This is a genomic window from Scytonema hankhaensis NUACC26 (assembly GCF_045865695.1).
GTDB lineage: Bacteria > Cyanobacteriota > Cyanobacteriia > Cyanobacteriales > Nostocaceae > Scytonema.
Map to the genome: position 1 here is coordinate 1 of NZ_BAACAP010000148.1, position 14,724 is coordinate 14,724.

Below are 14,724 nucleotides of genomic sequence, written 5' to 3' on the forward strand. Positions count from 1 at the left end.
GCATTGAATGGGCTGGACGTGAAATGCCCGTTTTACGGCAAATTCGCGATCGCTTTGCCCAAGAAAAACCTTTCGATGGAATTCGCTTAGTAGCTTGCTGTCACGTCACCACAGAAACAGCTAACTTGGCAATTGCACTGAAAGCTGGTGGCGCGGATGCTGTACTGATTGCCAGCAATCCCCTTTCAACTCAAGATGACGTAGCGGCTTGTCTAGTAGCCGATTATGAAATCCCTGTCTTTGCCATCAAAGGTGAAGATGCTGAAACCTACAACCGCCACGTACAAATTGCTCTAGATCATCGCCCCAACATCATTATTGATGACGGTTGTGATGTCGTCGCCACCTTGGTACAAAAACGCCAGCACCAACTTGCTGACATCATTGGTACCACTGAAGAAACAACTACAGGAATTGTCAGACTCCGCGCCATGTTTAGAGATGGCGTACTCTCCTTCCCCGCAGTTAACGTTAACGACGCCGACACAAAACACTTATTTGACAACCGCTACGGTACGGGGCAATCCACCCTTGATGGTATAATCCGGGCTACAAATGTCTTGTTAGCAGGTAAAACCATTGTTGTCGTCGGCTACGGTTGGTGCGGTAAAGGAACAGCGTTACGCGCAAGAGGACTTGGCGCTAACGTAATTGTGACAGAAATTGACCCCATCAAAGCGATCGAAGCTGTCATGGACGGTTTCCGAGTTATGCCAATTGCAGAAGCTGCTCCTCTAGGCGATTTGTTTATCACCGTTACGGGTAACAAGCACGTAATTCGTGGCGAACATTTCGATGTGATGAAAGATGGTGCAATTATTTGTAACTCCGGTCACTTTGACATCGAACTCGATCTTGTTGCTTTAGGTGCTAAAGCAAAAGACGTGAAGACAGTACGCCCCTTCACCCAAGAGTATCTTCTCAACAACGGTAAATCAGTTGTTGTTTTAGGAGAAGGACGCTTAATTAACTTGGCTGCAGCAGAAGGTCACCCCAGTGCGGTGATGGATATGAGCTTTGCAAACCAAGCTCTTGCTTGCGAGTACTTAGTCAAGAATAAGGGTAGCTTAGAACCCGGTATTCACTCCATACCAACTGAGGTAGACCAAGACATTGCTCGTTTGAAGTTGCAAGCAATGGGTATTCAGATTGATAGCCTAACTGCAGACCAAATTGAGTACATCAACTCTTGGACTTCTGGAACTTAATGATTTTGGATTTTAGATGCGTGGATTTTGAATTGAGAAAACCTTGTTGAATATCCATTGAATCCATTATCTATTATCTATCGTAGGGTGGGCACTGCCCACCAACATCCAAAGGTGAGCCCACCCTACAAAAAGCATTATTGAGAAACTAGTGCAGCGCTCGGAAATGTGGTTTCTTTGACAACATAAGTACATCTATTTTTTAGTCATAGGGTGCGGAATGTAGGTTACTAACTTCGCTAACCAAAACCTACTTACAAACGATTAAACCCAAATATGCAACAAATTAGTACCAAGGAGTTACCTGAAAATCTCCAGCAACTATTTACAGAAGTAGAACGTACTAAAACACCCTTAACTGTTACTCATGAAGGTAAACCATTGGTCGTTATATGTCCAGCAACAACCCAACCTAAACGCGCAACTTTCGGAGCTATGAAAGGAAGCGGCGAAATTTTAGGAGACTTAATTGCTCCAGCAGTCAGGTATCTCTTGGTTGCAAACATTAAGCTAGTGAGATAGCTTCAGAATTTATGTTTCAGAAGATAAGGTACCGCTTACTATTATCTTACATGGTAGTTCTTGCATTAATTTTAGGATGCTTTGCAGTAGCGGTGCGTGTTTTCTTTACTCGTAGTTTAACAGAAGAATTAACAAATAAACTGATAGATCTAGGAGAGGGTGCTGCTGCTAATGCAAGGTTTGAAAATGGTCGTGTCAAAATAGAAAATGAATTTTCGATACTCAACATTATCGCTAGACATCAAGCTTTACAATGGTTCGATACGCAAGGTCGTTTAATCGGTCAACAGGGAGACGATGTTTTAAATTTACCTATCTCTCTGCATCAAAGCATAAATATCCAAATCGAAAATAAAACTATTCAAGCGGTGACTTTACCCATTATTGGAAGTGATGATGGAAAGCTAATTGGGTATGTCAGAGCAAGCCAGTCTCTCAATGATTTCAATGCAACTTTAAATAAATTAGATTGGGGATTAAGTGGAGGAATTCTTATTGCAATGATTTTAAGCAGTGTAGGAGGAGTTTTATTAACTCGTCAGGCAATGCAACCAATTGAAGAAAGTTTTCAACGACTTAAACAATTTACTGCTGATGCTTCTCATGAACTTCGTAGCCCTTTAATGGCAATTAAAAGTAATGCAACAGTGGCACTTAAGTATCCAAAGGGGATGAGAGAAGCAGATACAGATAAATTTCAAGCAATTGTTAGTGCTACTCAACAAATGTCGAGCCTCACGGAAGATTTACTATTTTTAGCACGGACTGACAATATTCCAAATCTGAAAAGAGATCCAGTAAATTTAGCAGAAATTTTAGAGAACTTAGTCATACAATATAAACCTCAAGCTGAGCTCAAACAGATTCATCTACAATGTGCAATAGGTACTCATTTGTACTTGTTAGGTGATGCCATACAACTGATACGACTCTTTACCAATTTAGTTGCAAATGCCCTGCATTATACGTCTAATGGAGGAAAAATAGAAATTGCAGGTAACCTTACAGGTTCTTATATATTGGTGAAAGTGCAAGATACAGGTGTAGGAATTGCACCTGAAAATCTTGAAAAAATTTTTGAGCGGTTTTGGCGATCTGATAGTTCTCGTTCGTACCATTCAGGTGGATCTGGATTGGGATTATCTATCGTCAGAGCAATTGTCCAAAATCATGGAGGCTCAATTGCTGTTACAAGCGAGTTGGGTGTTGGTAGCTGTTTTACAGTTCGCCTTCCGGCTAGTGGAGTTTAGAAATTTGTAAATTTTGTTCCTTGCTTTGTATTTCTAGAAGCTCAGGAATAGTAACAAAACTATAACCTTGTTGTTTTAATCGACTAATAATTTGTGGTAAAGCTGCTACAGTTCTCGATCGATTTCCACCACCGTCATGCATAAGTATAATGCTACCAGATTTTGCCTGTTTTAAAACCCTGTTAACTAAGATGTTAATAGAGGGGCGTCTATAATCTTGAGAGTCATCAGACCACATAACAACAGTGTAGTTTTTCTTTCTAGCATAAGTAGCAGGACCATTGTTGAGTATCCCGCCCGGTGGACGAAATAATGTTGTTGTCACACCAGTTATTTGATAAATTAAATTAGCCGTGCGATCGATTTCATATGCTGCTGTTTGATTGTTGAGGAAATGATACCAGTGATGCCAAGTATGATTACCAATAGTATGACCTTCTACTACAATCTGCATTGCTAAATTGGGATATTTCTGTATATTTTCTCCTAGAGTGAAAAATGTACCCTTGATATTATTTTGATGGAGAATCTTGAGGACATTAGTAGTAGAATTAAGCCACGGACCATCATCAAATGTTAAGGCAATATATTTATCCTTTTTGAGGAACTTTGCCTGGTAAACAATAGCTCCTGAAAATTGTGCTGGAACTGTTGTTGTCAAAACCTTTGATTTTAACTCCGGTTTTAAATCTCTTGATGGTGTTGTACTCAAACTATTAGTAAGCGATTTAGATAATACTTGACTACTTTTAGTATTTTGGGAAATATTTAGTCTGCTAAAAATAGCATAAATATCTTTAAGTTTACTATTTAATAGTAAATTTAAAGATAGAAGGCTCAGCATACTAAGAAATACAAATAAGACAAAGTTTCGAGAGAATAGTATTTTTTGGATTTTCATTTGAATTAAAAAAAGTTGGGTTTAATCGATGAGAATAAACCCAGCATGAACACGATGTGGGACGAGAGGCTCTATATTACATAGAAACTTCTCTAGCAAGAGGAGAAAAACCGAGGTCATGAAATCAAGCTATTTTCTACTTCATTAGTACCTATCCTATAATACAACTTAGTTTACTTTTTCGTAGTAGTATTTGGTGTTGCTACATTAGCTGCTGAACCTCCTTTAGTCGTTGATTCCTTAGTATTTGTTGACTTGAGAGCTTGCATATTAGCCGCAGGTTTTTTAGCGTGTTGTTGAGTGTGCTTTTTCTTTAGAGAATGTTGTGCAGTACGATGAACGGAATGGGCTGTTGTACTTGCTTTGCTATTTTTTAAGTTTGCGGTTTGAGCTTGAGCAGCAAAAGCACCCTGTGACATTACGTTAAGACTTAAAAGACTCATTAAACCAAGTGCAAAAACATTTCTAGTTGTATTTTTCATAGTTGTCAACGCTTCTCCGTAATTTGAATGAGTTGTCTTGATGTGCTTAATGTATAAGGTGAAAGTGAAGAACTCGGAAAGATTTCTTGGCATATCTAAATTTTTTTACTACTCCTTGTTTTAGTTGCCATTTGATATCCTACTCAAAATCTTCCCAAGTTCTTGACAAGTTTTGTATATCTTAGAGTTTTCCCCAAGCATTTATAACTATGATGACTTCAATCAAAATTATTCTTCCCACTTTATTATTGGTTGGTTTAGGTATAGTTGAGTTATTAAAAATGAATGATGCAAGTAAGTCTCCGCAACCTGTTGCCATTATGCCCCAACATGATAATAGTTTCGTAACATCTCGCAATAAAGCTAGCACTTCTTATCTCAACGAGATTGCAGAACAATCATATTCATTCGGAGAGACCACACCCGAAACTAAAAACGACTCTATCCCTGTTTCCTTAAATAAAATAAGTACTTACAGTAAAATAATATACGCTTTGGTGAAATCAAAAGATTGGCAAAACGCTACAGAGAATGTATTCTTGTTAGAGGAATCAGCACGGGGTTTGAATACCGAAATTAACGGTGAAAAATTACTGCTCCCAAAGCTAAATTCCAAAATTGTGTCTCTTAAGGCTACAATTGCGGCTAAAAATCACTTAGCTGCAATGCATAATGCAAATCAAATAACTTTGATCGCTGCTACGATCGCCATGCACTTTCAGGCAAAAATTCCTATTGAGGTGACACAGCTTAACTATTATGGTCGCGAATTAGAAATTTGGGCATCAACTGGGAACAAAGCTTGGTTGCATAAAACAGCCAGTAATATGTGTCGTACTTGGTACGCAGCGCGTCCAACTATTTTAACTCGTGGAGGAATTGCTCGAGCGCGGAAGTTTGATAGGTTGATAAACCGTGTTGAGGTAGCTTCTTCAGCTACAGAATATAGTCATCTAGCTCCTCCTTTACTAAATGAGATGGACGACCTGGAGAATGTTTTTCTCACAACCCAGTATGCAAATCCCTCTAACCCTTAGCCCCCTTTCCTAATTTTCTCACTTGCAGCAATCTTTCCAACTTCTTTACAATTACTCCCTACTGTTAAAAACACAGATTCATAGAGTGAAGAACTACTAAACCTAGAATTTTGAGCTTATGAAAACTTCAAGACATAATATACTTAGGAGGACTGGTAGATATAAGGATAGCGCTCGGTTGCAGATGGTCAAAACATTAAGTTTGAATAAGTTAACATAAATTTCCTCAATAAAGGCTCGCCTACCATGTCTATGTCAACATCACAACCCAATTCTACTCAGCAGGTACAAAATTCATTTTCTAACAAAACTGATATAGTCGGTGCATTTCTTCGAGAGATAGGACGTATTCCTTTACTCACCTACGAACAAGAAATTAACTTAAGCAAGCAAGTTCAGCTTTGGATGACTTTGCAGTCTGTGAAAAAAGAATTAGCTGTTCAATTACAAAGAGAACCAACGCTTTCAGAGTGGGCTGTTTCAATTAAGCTGAGCGAAGAAGTGTTGCTAGAACGTCTTAGTGAAGGGCGACAAGCTAAGCAGAAAATGATTGAGGCTAATCTGAGACTTGTGGTAGCGATCGCTAAAAAATATCAAAGGCAAAATTTAGAGTTTCTTGACTTAGTACAAGAAGGAACTTTAGGTTTAGAAAGAGGAGTTGAGAAATTCGATCCAACTCGTGGTTACAAACTTTCAACTTATGTTTACTGGTGGATTCGTCAAGGAATTACACGAGCGATCGCAAACAAAGGACGTACAATCAGATTACCCAGTCATATGAATGAGAGACTCAACAAAATCAAGCGCGTTCAGAGCGAGTTATCTCAAAAACTAGGTAGAAATGCAACCTTCACTGAAATTGCCATAGCATCAGATTTACAACCAAACCAAATTCGCGATTATTTACTATCCGCACGTCAACCAATTTCTCTAGACTTACCAATAGGAGAGGAGCAAAATACAGAATTTCATGAGCTACTAGAGTATAAAGGGCTTTCACCAGAATACTATACAGCTCAAGAATCTCTTCGCCAAGACTTGCACAAGTTGTTATCAAAGCTGACTCCACAACAGAGAGAGATATTATCCTTGCGCTTTGGTTTAGTAGATGGGCAAGAATTTTCTCTAGAACAAATTTGCCGACGCATGGGCATTAGTCGAGAACGAGTGCGACAGATAGAAAAACAAGCTTTGAGGCGCTTACAACTACAAGGCGATCGAGTGCGTAGTTATTTAGCTAGTTAAAAACGTTGTCTCACTTTCAACACTCAAGTAATATGAGTTCAGCAAATCAGCACAATTAAAATTAAAAAGTAGCAAAGTGGTATCTTCCTCTAGGGAGAGAATATTCTGCCGACAGTAGGCTCATCAAATCTATCTTGCCATCACGCAGGTCATCGGGTTTCGGCACGGCATCCATTCGCATCAATTCTAGAAGCGCACAGGTCTGCCGATCGCGCTTACAACCAGCAGCAGCGAGAACGCGATCGCTGGTGAAAGTTCAGCGTCATACCTAAGGGGGATCTACTGGAGAGATAAAAGTATCAAAATTGTGTCATTATGATGTGATATTTGCGTAAGTCTTGAGGAAGTTGAAAATGGATCTTGGTCTTTCTGGTAAGGTTGCTGTAGTCACTGGAGGCGATTCTGGTATTGGCAAAGCAACAGCCGAATTGCTCGCTTGTGAAGGGGCAAAAGTTGCTGTTATCGATCGAACTTCCCAATCACTCGAGCAAGCAGCTAAGGAAATCGGGCAATTTGGAGAAGTATTTGCAGTCCAAGCAGACCTCACCAAACCTGAAGAAGTCGAGTCTGCAAAGCATCAGATTCTCGCTCGCTTTGGAACAGTTCATATCCTCGTGCATGCAGCAGGAATAACGGGTGCTACTGGAGATTTTTTAGAACTGAGTGATGAGGCATGGTACAAGACTATAGAAATAGACCTTATGGGTGCAGTTCGTACCTGTCGCGCCTTTATCGGGGCAATGCGTAAGGTAGGTTGGGGTCGAGTTATCTTGATTAGCTCGGAAGACGCCGTACAACCTTACCCAGAAGAAATGCCTTACTGTGCGTGTAAGGCAGCGGTGCTTAACCTCGCTAAAAATTTATCCAAAGCTTATGCTAAGGATGGTGTGTTAGTCAATGCAGTTTCCCCTGCCTATATTGCTACACCCATGACTGATGCAATGATGGAAAAGCTATCCAAACAGATGAATGTCAGCTTTGATGAGGCGATCGCCAGTTTCCTTGAGGAGAATCGACCCCATATTGAACTCAAACGACGCGGAAAACCCGAAGAGGTGGCTTCAGTCATTGCTTTCTTATGTTCTGAGCGGTCAAGCTTTGTACTTGGCTCCAACTGGCGCGTGGATGGTGGCTCGGTCACAAGCCTATAACGATGGCATTAAAAAGTCGAGTGTGATAGAGGTGTGAGAGAAGGTGTATGAATCAAGGCTCTATTGGAAAAAATGTTGTCTTACAGGTTGTGCCACGAACGAGGAAGTGTATTGACTAAAAGCATGAGAGTGCGTTGCGAAAAAGGGAGGCACAAAGCGTAAGAATCCCTCAAAAGCAGGATTATCATCAACGATCGACTATGTACCATGTATAGGGGAGGCATTCGGTCAGTCAAATGGTGAAAAGAAGATCTGTAACAAGGAACCTTGTTAGCCCGATCGTCGAACTCGACCAACAGATGGATAAAGCTCTAGTGGCATCCAGTCGGCAACTGAACTGGGATGGCATTTTGGTTGAGGAGTATCAAACTTCTCTTGCAGCTCCAAATGGTGAACTTCCTGCCCTACCAGATCATTGGTTTAGCCTACCTTTAGGGCAACCTGGTCATTTGACCCAGAAACGCGACGATCGCCTGCACAATCCAATTGTTCAACGAGGGGACACCATCCTGGTTCCTGCTGGACAACCTAGCTACTGGTATCGGCACGAAGGGGACTGCTCTTCACTGCATATCTGCTTAAAACCAGAGTTAATCGGGCAAGTCGCTGAGGCATCTGAAATTGATACACAGCGGTTCACCCTCATCAACTGTTTCGGTCAGCAAGATTTACAGCTTTATCACGTCGCCATGCTGCTTTTAGCTGAGTTGCAGTCAGGTGGTATCATGGGGCGACTATATGTCGAATCATTGACTCAAGTGTTAGTCATTCATCTGTTGCGACGCTATTCGACCGTCACGCAAACCATTACATCACAGAACAGAAACTTAACTCACAACCAGTTGCAGCAGGCGATCGATTATATTCACACTCACCTTGACCGAGATTTATCCCTAACTGAAATTGCACAAGTGATTAACATTAGCCCAGTTTACTTTGCTCGTTTGTTCAAACGGGCTATTGGGACTTCTCCACATCAGTATGTGATTCAACAGCGAGTGGAGCGGGCAAAAGAGATGCTCCTGAAAACGGATTTGACGATCGCAGATGTTGCCTTACAGGTAGGCTTCTCCAGCCAGAGTCATCTGACGCAGCAGTTTAAGCGATTCACCGGAATCACCCCAAAGCAAGTTCGCTAAGTAGTTAGTCAAAATTAATTATATATTTTTCTCCATAGTTACGAAAGATTTGTTCTACAGCTTCAACTAAATTTTTCCAACTGTCTCATAAAAGGTATAAATATTTTTGTTTAAGTACTTAACAGGATAAGAATCTGACAAATCAGGATAAGAATCTGAAAGAAGTTGAGCATTGCAACTTAGTACACTTCAGATGTAAAAAACCGTATTCAAATTTTCTAAGGATTATCGCAGTGAGTTCACGACCTCAAACTAACCGTTCGCACCTGAGCGATCGCCAAGCTCAACTTTTGCTCATCGCTTTCATGCTGCGCTTGTTGCAAAGGATTGACGTGCGATTGCCTTCCTCACTGATGACGCACAGTGGACGCTGCGGATAAGAACGTTCTGGTCAACCGAGACGTGGACATCTCTTTGCGATCGCATTTACGGAGAAACTTTCAATGTCATTAGAACAGAACAAAGCAATTGTCCGTTCGTCTACAGTTTGTTTGTTGACCATGTTGGATTCTCCTGATTATATCTATCCCTAGTGCATTGAGTTCCAATACTTGACTTCTTTGGTGATTCTTACAATGATTTATCAGATTCTTATGGTGAAGGGCGAACTTGCTTAGGTGTCATTCCAGTGAGACGCTTAAACTGTTGCGTTAAGTGACTTTGGCTGGAGAAGCCAACTCGTAAAGCAATATCTGCGATAAACGAAGCTTAACGCCTAAAGGCGTATCGCTAAGTCCGTTTTCGACAACATTAATTTCGCCTGTTCCACGCGGGTGTCGTCTAAGAAAGTCACTCCAGACAAATGATTCGTCGCTCTGCATTATTAAACTACTACTACATTCACCATCTGTAATACAAATATGCACAATCGCTTTTTGTCTCGACGGCATTTTGTTCAAGCCAGCGCTTATGCTTTAACAGGTTATGCGTTGAACCGTAGTTTTGGTGTCCTTCAGTCCTGGGCTGCCAACAGCAACTATATTCCTGCGATCGTTATCGGCAGTGGTTTTGGGGGAGCGGTCGCTGCACTAAGATTAGCTCAAGCAGGAATACATTGCCTTGTATTGGAACGTGGTCGTCGTTGGCAAATCACTCCGGCACAAAATACCTTTGCTACTCTACGTGCGCCAGATGGTCGTTCTTCATGGCTGAGTTCTGTTGCTGTTTTCGGAGAGCCTGTACCAATAGATGTTTACACAGGTGTATTAGAACTTTTACCTGAAGATGGAATTAATGTGTATGCTGGCGCGGGAGTGGGTGGTGGTTCTTTAGTTTACAACGGAGTTACTTATCAACCTACGCAGGCTAACTTCGAGCGTATCTTTCCTAAAAAAATCTCTTACGAACAGATGAATGAGGTATACTATCCCAGAGTTCGTTCTCTGCTCAATCCCAGTCCAATTCCATTCGATATTCTACAGACAGACTACTATCGTGCAGCACGGGTAACCCTAGAACAAGCAGCCAACGCCGGTTTAGTAGGTAAGCGACTTGATGTCAATTTGGATTGGAATGTCATACGTCAAGAAATTGCTGGAGAGATTGTTGCTTCCGCAATTGCTGGTGAGTTTTGGTATGGAAATAACAGTGGTTGCAAGAACAGCTTAGATAATAACTATTTAAAGCAAGCCGAACAAAGCGGATTTGCACAAATTCTGCCATTACACGTAGTGACAGATATATCTGAAGTCCCGAATCAAGGCTACACTGTAGTTTGCAATGAAATTAATCAACAAGGACAGACTTTACAAACACACACCTTTTTTACTAAACAGGTGTTCTTAGCAGCAGGTTCAATGGGAACTACAAAACTGCTAGTTAAAGCGAAAGCTAAGGGGAATCTCAACAGACTAAATGATGATATAGGTATGTATTGGGGTGCTAATGGTGATACCTTTGGTGTGCGAGTCGGCTTGCCCCCCACTCACCCATCTCAGGGCGGGCCTGCTGCTATTGCAATTGAGGATTATTCTAATCCTATTGGACCAATAGCATCACTGACTTACCCACAATGGAACGAAACGCGAGAAGGTTCGCTTTATCATCTAAATGTGGGAATAAGTCCAGCTATTGGCAGTTTTCGCTACGAGCCATCTAGTGATAGTGTGAAGTTGACCTGGCCTAAAAACAACTTAGAGGTAATCAAAGCACGTCAGGCAGCAGATCTGACATTTAGTACCCTAAATAAAGCCAATACAACTGGTCAATATACACCTTCTACTGATTCTGTGGTAGATGGGGGAACAGCGCACCCACTTGGTGGTGCTGTACTTGGTAAAGCTTGTGACTACTATGGCAGAGTCAAAGGTTACGAAGGTCTCTATGTTGTAGATGGTGCTCTCATCCCTGGCGCTGCGGGAGCAGTCAATCCCTCTTTTACTATTGCTGCACTGGCCGAGCGATGCCTTGAAAAAGTTATTCAAGACACTGACTAGTCAGATGTAGGTACAGTTTGATACTTCAAATAATGCAGTAATATTATCTGGAATTCTTCTCGTTCTTAGCTAACACCAGCAAGCGATCGCCTTCTTGGCAACTGAAGCGTGCAGGTATTCTTTTTTGAATTAGCGGTACGCTTAACTTAAATAAGCGCCAAAATTTAAAAGATGCTGCTTCGTTCCTCAGCAGTATCTTTTAACTATGAACAATTTTTAAGAATTATAGAGCGACCCACTTAACATCTATCAATAGTAATAACTAAGCTCGAGTAGAAACTATACTTTAGTTAAGTGTTCGTACTTAAATTCTGATTTATAGTACGGTCAATACCATAGTAGGGAAATAACGCTATCTTAAGCTAACGATAGCTATCGGTCTTTTTGGTTTAAATGAGCAAACAAAATACGACATTTTTTCCAAAACAGCAAATAAATGTATTGTTGACGCACAAACAACTAAATGCCCCAGCTAATTACTATGCTCAATACTGGAATCATTATAGCATAGACAATCAAGCTGACGGATGCCCTTTTGATGATGTATGTGAGTGAAGTTCTCTAATTGAACATCCAAATCCTCGAGAATTGAAAGTAACTGTTAGTTGAGATTAAGATATCCATTTTTTATTTGATTAAGTGCATAATTGGATTTGACTTACACCTATATAACAATGATGGGGGATTTTTTGTCCTCAAGCAGTTTTTGCAGCCACTCTCAAATGGAGGAATACAAATGAATGCTGCGACAAATAAAAAAAAGTGTGTGATTCCGGTGTTCAAATCGCCAAATGATTATCAGGCTTATCGTATTAGTCCGGAGTCTACGAATCGGCTGGCGCTCGTGTTCGATCCGATGAGTACTCCTACTTCTTTGACGTATTGTGTTGAAATTTTTGATGTCGGTGGGAAAACGCCACCCAATCGGCATCAAATGGCGGCGGAAATGTTTTTTGTCCTCAAAGGAGAGGGCGTAGCAATGTGTGACGGTAAAGCCGTAGATATTCGCGCTGGAGACAGCGTTATGGTGCCGCCAACCGGAATTCATGCGATTGAAAACACGGGGACGGGTCGCCTCTATACGCTAAGCATTATGGTTCCCAACGAGGATTTTGCTGAACTGATCCGTAGCGGCATACCTGTTGAACTGGATGAAGAGGATATGGCAGTGTTGCAGCGCTCGGACGCGCTGCTCGTGTAAGATTAATCATCAGTAATACTGAAAGGTAGCATTGGCAGAAATCGCAAGTTGCGATAGCGTAAGCGCTAACGGAAGACAGCCGTATCGCATTGCGCAAGCCTCCCCCGACTTATCGCCCGAGCAGAGAGACACACTGATGATTCGGATGAACTATTTGCAAAGCCAATCCGAATCAAGAAAGAAAAAAGAAAGGAAAAAATCATGGCTGAAACAGTTGCTTCAAGAATTCTAAGTACGTTGGATAATGACGTTCTTTTTGGTACGCCCGGAGACGATGCGATTGGTACATTGGCTGGTAATGCTCAACCCGGAGAACCACCACAGAAACCGCAAATTGAAGTGCTGGCATCTGGTCTAGAGAGTCCTCGTAAGCTGAGCTTTGGTCCGGATGGGGCGCTGTATGTTGCTGAAGCTGGACGTGGAGGACCAGGAGCAAGTATTCCGTCTCCCAGTCAACCGGGCGCGATTTTATCCTATGGCGCAACGGGTGCGATTACCCGAATTCAAGACGGGACTGTGGAACGAGTTGTGACCGGACTACCCTCGCTGGCATTGCCCGATGGCGGAGATGCATCCGGTGTCCATGACATTGAGTTTGATGCGTATGGCAACGCCTACGCGATCGTTGGGTTTGCAGGCAATCCGGCACTCCGCGACAGCATTATCCAAGTGCCTGATTTTAGTCAGTTGATTGCGATCGATAACTTTGACGGCGGTAGTTCGTGGACAAGACTGATCGATTTTGGCGCGTATGAACTTAACAATAATCCCGATGGGCAAGATGTTAATACTAACCTCTATGACTTACTGATTGAGGACAATACTGTTTATGTTCTGGATACAGGGGGCAATGATTTATTCAGTCAAAGAGCTTTTGGTGGTGAACTGACGCTAAAAACAGTCTTTCCGTCTCGTACCGCAACCGATCCACTCACAGGAGAATCAGTAGTGCAGCAGTCTGTGCCCACCGCAGTCACCGTAGGTGCAGATGGCGCATTCTATGTCAGCGAACTGACCGGGTATCCGCTCCAAGCAGGAGCCGCCCAAATTTATCGCCTCACGGCTGACGGTCAACCGGAAGTCTATGCAGACGGGTTTACGAATATCGTCGATCTCGCCTCTGATAAGTCTGGCGGTTTTTATGTTCTGGAATATGATGCGGATGGCATCTTGACGGGTAGTGATGCAGGTGCCCTGATCTATTTGTCCCCAGATGGTAAAACTCGCACCACAATCACGGATGAACTAGTTTCTCCAACGGGTCTAACAATCGGTGCGGATGGCGACCTTTACATTTCTAACAAAGGCTTTATTGCCGGACAGGGAGAGGTACTCCGGTTGAGTTTACAGCAGAATACACCCTTCTCCAATCAATCGCTGCTCGATCGAGCTACGACAACTGGTGCGCTCGAACCTTGGAGTGGATTGTCGCAAGCGAATCTGCTTAACGACACAAGCGTATTTAATTACGCCTAAAATCTAAGGAGCGATCTCGATCCAAACGCGAACACGATCGGTCAAAATCCATTAAGTTGAATCTCTAACAAGACTCACTGCTAAAGTTTTTGTGCAAGCAACGGAGAATCGTTTTTGGAGATGTCTAGTGCCAAATCCTTATTCTCCGATGCAGACTTCAAAGATAAAAGAACGTAACCTGGTGGTCTGGTCTTTTGTCATGCACCTAAAGGCAGGTAATGTGTACGGTGCAGCACCCGAGGCAGTTTTCATTTTTGCTCCCGATGGAACGCTTCTGGGGACTATTGAAACGGGTGTACGAACAGGCAATTTAGCTTGGGGAGAAGATGGTCACAGCCTCTTTATTACAGTTAACACAGCCATCTATCGCATTCGCTTGACTGCCACAGGCGAGGGATATTCACGGAATGACAATCGTTAGAACGATGATTAACCCTTACTTTCTTTGGGGTAGTAGTTGGCATCATTGCTCATCGTAAGGGCTGGGAGAGCGCGCGGCTCTGACTCACACGTGGGTGAAAGATTTTCATGGTAGTGAATTCAACACTACGTAGTTTTTGCGTAAAAATCCGTTGGTACGTAGGTTGGGTTGAGGAACGAAACCCAACATTTACAGGCATTCGTTGAATTTCTCCACGGCGATCCCAATCCACAAAATTCTCGCATAATGACACACA

17 protein-coding genes are annotated in these 14,724 nt (G+C 42.2%); 13 read left to right on the forward strand and 4 right to left on the reverse strand.

What is annotated here, in order from left to right; genetic code table 11:
* The 3 genes from ahcY to ACKTT2_RS10265 all read left to right on the forward strand — a co-directional run.
* On the forward strand, positions 1-1,208 hold a 1,208-nt coding region (ahcY, locus tag ACKTT2_RS10255; protein WP_407886333.1), incomplete at its 5' end, for an adenosylhomocysteinase.
* A gap of 276 nt (positions 1,209-1,484) precedes the next feature.
* Positions 1,485-1,730 (forward strand): type II toxin-antitoxin system Phd/YefM family antitoxin, encoded by a 246-nt coding sequence (locus ACKTT2_RS10260; protein ID WP_407886335.1) that lies wholly within the window; start codon positions 1,485-1,487, stop codon positions 1,728-1,730.
* Between the two features lie 50 nt (positions 1,731-1,780).
* Positions 1,781-2,980, forward strand: coding sequence for a sensor histidine kinase (locus tag ACKTT2_RS10265; protein ID WP_407886337.1), 1,200 nt, complete (start codon positions 1,781-1,783; stop codon positions 2,978-2,980).
* Here ACKTT2_RS10265 and ACKTT2_RS10270 read toward each other — a convergent pair.
* Both ACKTT2_RS10270 and ACKTT2_RS10275 read right to left on the reverse strand, forming a co-directional pair.
* Entirely contained in the window at positions 2,967-3,692 is a 726-nt protein-coding gene (locus ACKTT2_RS10270) for a polysaccharide deacetylase family protein (RefSeq protein ID WP_407886339.1), read from the reverse strand. The genes ACKTT2_RS10265 and ACKTT2_RS10270 overlap by 14 nt on opposite strands.
* A gap of 362 nt (positions 3,693-4,054) precedes the next feature.
* Positions 4,055-4,456: a hypothetical protein gene (locus ACKTT2_RS10275; protein ID WP_407886341.1), complete on the reverse strand. Its 402-nt coding sequence runs from the start codon at positions 4,454-4,456 to the stop codon at positions 4,055-4,057.
* A 116-nt stretch (positions 4,457-4,572) separates the two neighbouring features.
* Here ACKTT2_RS10275 and ACKTT2_RS10280 point away from each other — a divergent pair, with 116 nt between their 5' ends.
* From ACKTT2_RS10280 to ACKTT2_RS10305, 6 genes are all read left to right on the forward strand, one after another.
* Entirely contained in the window at positions 4,573-5,400 is an 828-nt protein-coding gene (locus ACKTT2_RS10280) for a hypothetical protein (protein ID WP_407886343.1), read from the forward strand.
* A gap of 246 nt (positions 5,401-5,646) precedes the next feature.
* The gene (locus tag ACKTT2_RS10285; protein WP_407886345.1) at positions 5,647-6,645 is read left to right on the forward strand and encodes an RpoD/SigA family RNA polymerase sigma factor; all 999 of its coding nucleotides are present in this window, start codon (positions 5,647-5,649) and stop codon (positions 6,643-6,645) included.
* Between the two features lie 134 nt (positions 6,646-6,779).
* The gene (locus ACKTT2_RS10290; protein WP_407886347.1) at positions 6,780-6,917 is read left to right on the forward strand and encodes a hypothetical protein; all 138 of its coding nucleotides are present in this window, start codon (positions 6,780-6,782) and stop codon (positions 6,915-6,917) included.
* 81 nt (positions 6,918-6,998) lie between these two features.
* Positions 6,999-7,796 carry an SDR family NAD(P)-dependent oxidoreductase gene (locus tag ACKTT2_RS10295; RefSeq protein ID WP_407886349.1) on the forward strand — a complete coding sequence of 266 codons (798 nt, stop codon included), beginning with the start codon at positions 6,999-7,001 and terminating at the stop codon, positions 7,794-7,796.
* Positions 7,797-8,032: 236 nt separating this feature from the next.
* Positions 8,033-8,935 carry a helix-turn-helix domain-containing protein gene (locus ACKTT2_RS10300; protein ID WP_407886351.1) on the forward strand — a complete coding sequence of 301 codons (903 nt, stop codon included), beginning with the start codon at positions 8,033-8,035 and terminating at the stop codon, positions 8,933-8,935.
* 233 nt (positions 8,936-9,168) lie between these two features.
* Positions 9,169-9,315 carry a hypothetical protein gene (locus tag ACKTT2_RS10305; protein WP_407886353.1) on the forward strand — a complete coding sequence of 49 codons (147 nt, stop codon included), beginning with the start codon at positions 9,169-9,171 and terminating at the stop codon, positions 9,313-9,315.
* A 211-nt stretch (positions 9,316-9,526) separates the two neighbouring features.
* Here the strand turns inward: ACKTT2_RS10305 and ACKTT2_RS10310 are convergent, their stop codons facing one another.
* Both ACKTT2_RS10310 and ACKTT2_RS10315 read right to left on the reverse strand, forming a co-directional pair.
* Positions 9,527-9,634, reverse strand: coding sequence for an AraC family transcriptional regulator (locus ACKTT2_RS10310; protein ID WP_407886402.1), 108 nt, complete (start codon positions 9,632-9,634; stop codon positions 9,527-9,529).
* Positions 9,586-9,756, reverse strand: coding sequence for a hypothetical protein (locus tag ACKTT2_RS10315; RefSeq protein WP_407886355.1), 171 nt, complete (start codon positions 9,754-9,756; stop codon positions 9,586-9,588). Before ACKTT2_RS10315 ends, ACKTT2_RS10310 begins: the two co-directional genes overlap by 49 nt.
* A gap of 39 nt (positions 9,757-9,795) precedes the next feature.
* On the opposite strand from ACKTT2_RS10315, the gene ACKTT2_RS10320 reads away from it, so the two are divergent.
* The 4 genes from ACKTT2_RS10320 to ACKTT2_RS10335 all read left to right on the forward strand — a co-directional run bounded on the left by ACKTT2_RS10320 (position 9,796) and on the right by ACKTT2_RS10335 (position 14,468).
* Entirely contained in the window at positions 9,796-11,370 is a 1,575-nt protein-coding gene (locus ACKTT2_RS10320) for a GMC oxidoreductase (RefSeq protein WP_407886357.1), read from the forward strand.
* Positions 11,371-12,106: 736 nt separating this feature from the next.
* Positions 12,107-12,571: a cupin domain-containing protein gene (locus ACKTT2_RS10325; protein WP_407886404.1), complete on the forward strand. Its 465-nt coding sequence runs from the start codon at positions 12,107-12,109 to the stop codon at positions 12,569-12,571.
* A 201-nt stretch (positions 12,572-12,772) separates the two neighbouring features.
* A complete protein-coding gene (locus tag ACKTT2_RS10330; protein ID WP_407886359.1) occupies positions 12,773-14,047 on the forward strand; it encodes a ScyD/ScyE family protein in 1,275 nt (424 codons plus the stop codon).
* A gap of 127 nt (positions 14,048-14,174) precedes the next feature.
* On the forward strand, positions 14,175-14,468 hold the full coding sequence (locus ACKTT2_RS10335) for an SMP-30/gluconolactonase/LRE family protein (RefSeq protein WP_407886361.1): 294 nt from the start codon (positions 14,175-14,177) through the stop codon (positions 14,466-14,468).
* Positions 14,469-14,724: the final 256 nt, after the last annotated feature.

Coding starts and splice junctions, on each gene's coding strand:
- ACKTT2_RS10315 (WP_407886355.1), bottom strand. CDS start 9,756: ATGCAGAGCGACGAATCATTTGTCTGGAGTGACTTTCTTAGACGACAC.
- ACKTT2_RS10295 (WP_407886349.1), top strand. CDS start 6,999: ATGGATCTTGGTCTTTCTGGTAAGGTTGCTGTAGTCACTGGAGGCGAT.
- ACKTT2_RS10260 (WP_407886335.1), top strand. CDS start 1,485: ATGCAACAAATTAGTACCAAGGAGTTACCTGAAAATCTCCAGCAACTA.
- ACKTT2_RS10325 (WP_407886404.1), top strand. CDS start 12,107: ATGAATGCTGCGACAAATAAAAAAAAGTGTGTGATTCCGGTGTTCAAA.
- ACKTT2_RS10285 (WP_407886345.1), top strand. CDS start 5,647: ATGTCTATGTCAACATCACAACCCAATTCTACTCAGCAGGTACAAAAT.
- ACKTT2_RS10330 (WP_407886359.1), top strand. CDS start 12,773: ATGGCTGAAACAGTTGCTTCAAGAATTCTAAGTACGTTGGATAATGAC.
- ACKTT2_RS10300 (WP_407886351.1), top strand. CDS start 8,033: ATGGTGAAAAGAAGATCTGTAACAAGGAACCTTGTTAGCCCGATCGTC.
- ACKTT2_RS10320 (WP_407886357.1), top strand. CDS start 9,796: ATGCACAATCGCTTTTTGTCTCGACGGCATTTTGTTCAAGCCAGCGCT.
- ACKTT2_RS10265 (WP_407886337.1), top strand. CDS start 1,781: ATGGTAGTTCTTGCATTAATTTTAGGATGCTTTGCAGTAGCGGTGCGT.
- ACKTT2_RS10280 (WP_407886343.1), top strand. CDS start 4,573: ATGATGACTTCAATCAAAATTATTCTTCCCACTTTATTATTGGTTGGT.
- ACKTT2_RS10275 (WP_407886341.1), bottom strand. CDS start 4,456: ATGCCAAGAAATCTTTCCGAGTTCTTCACTTTCACCTTATACATTAAG.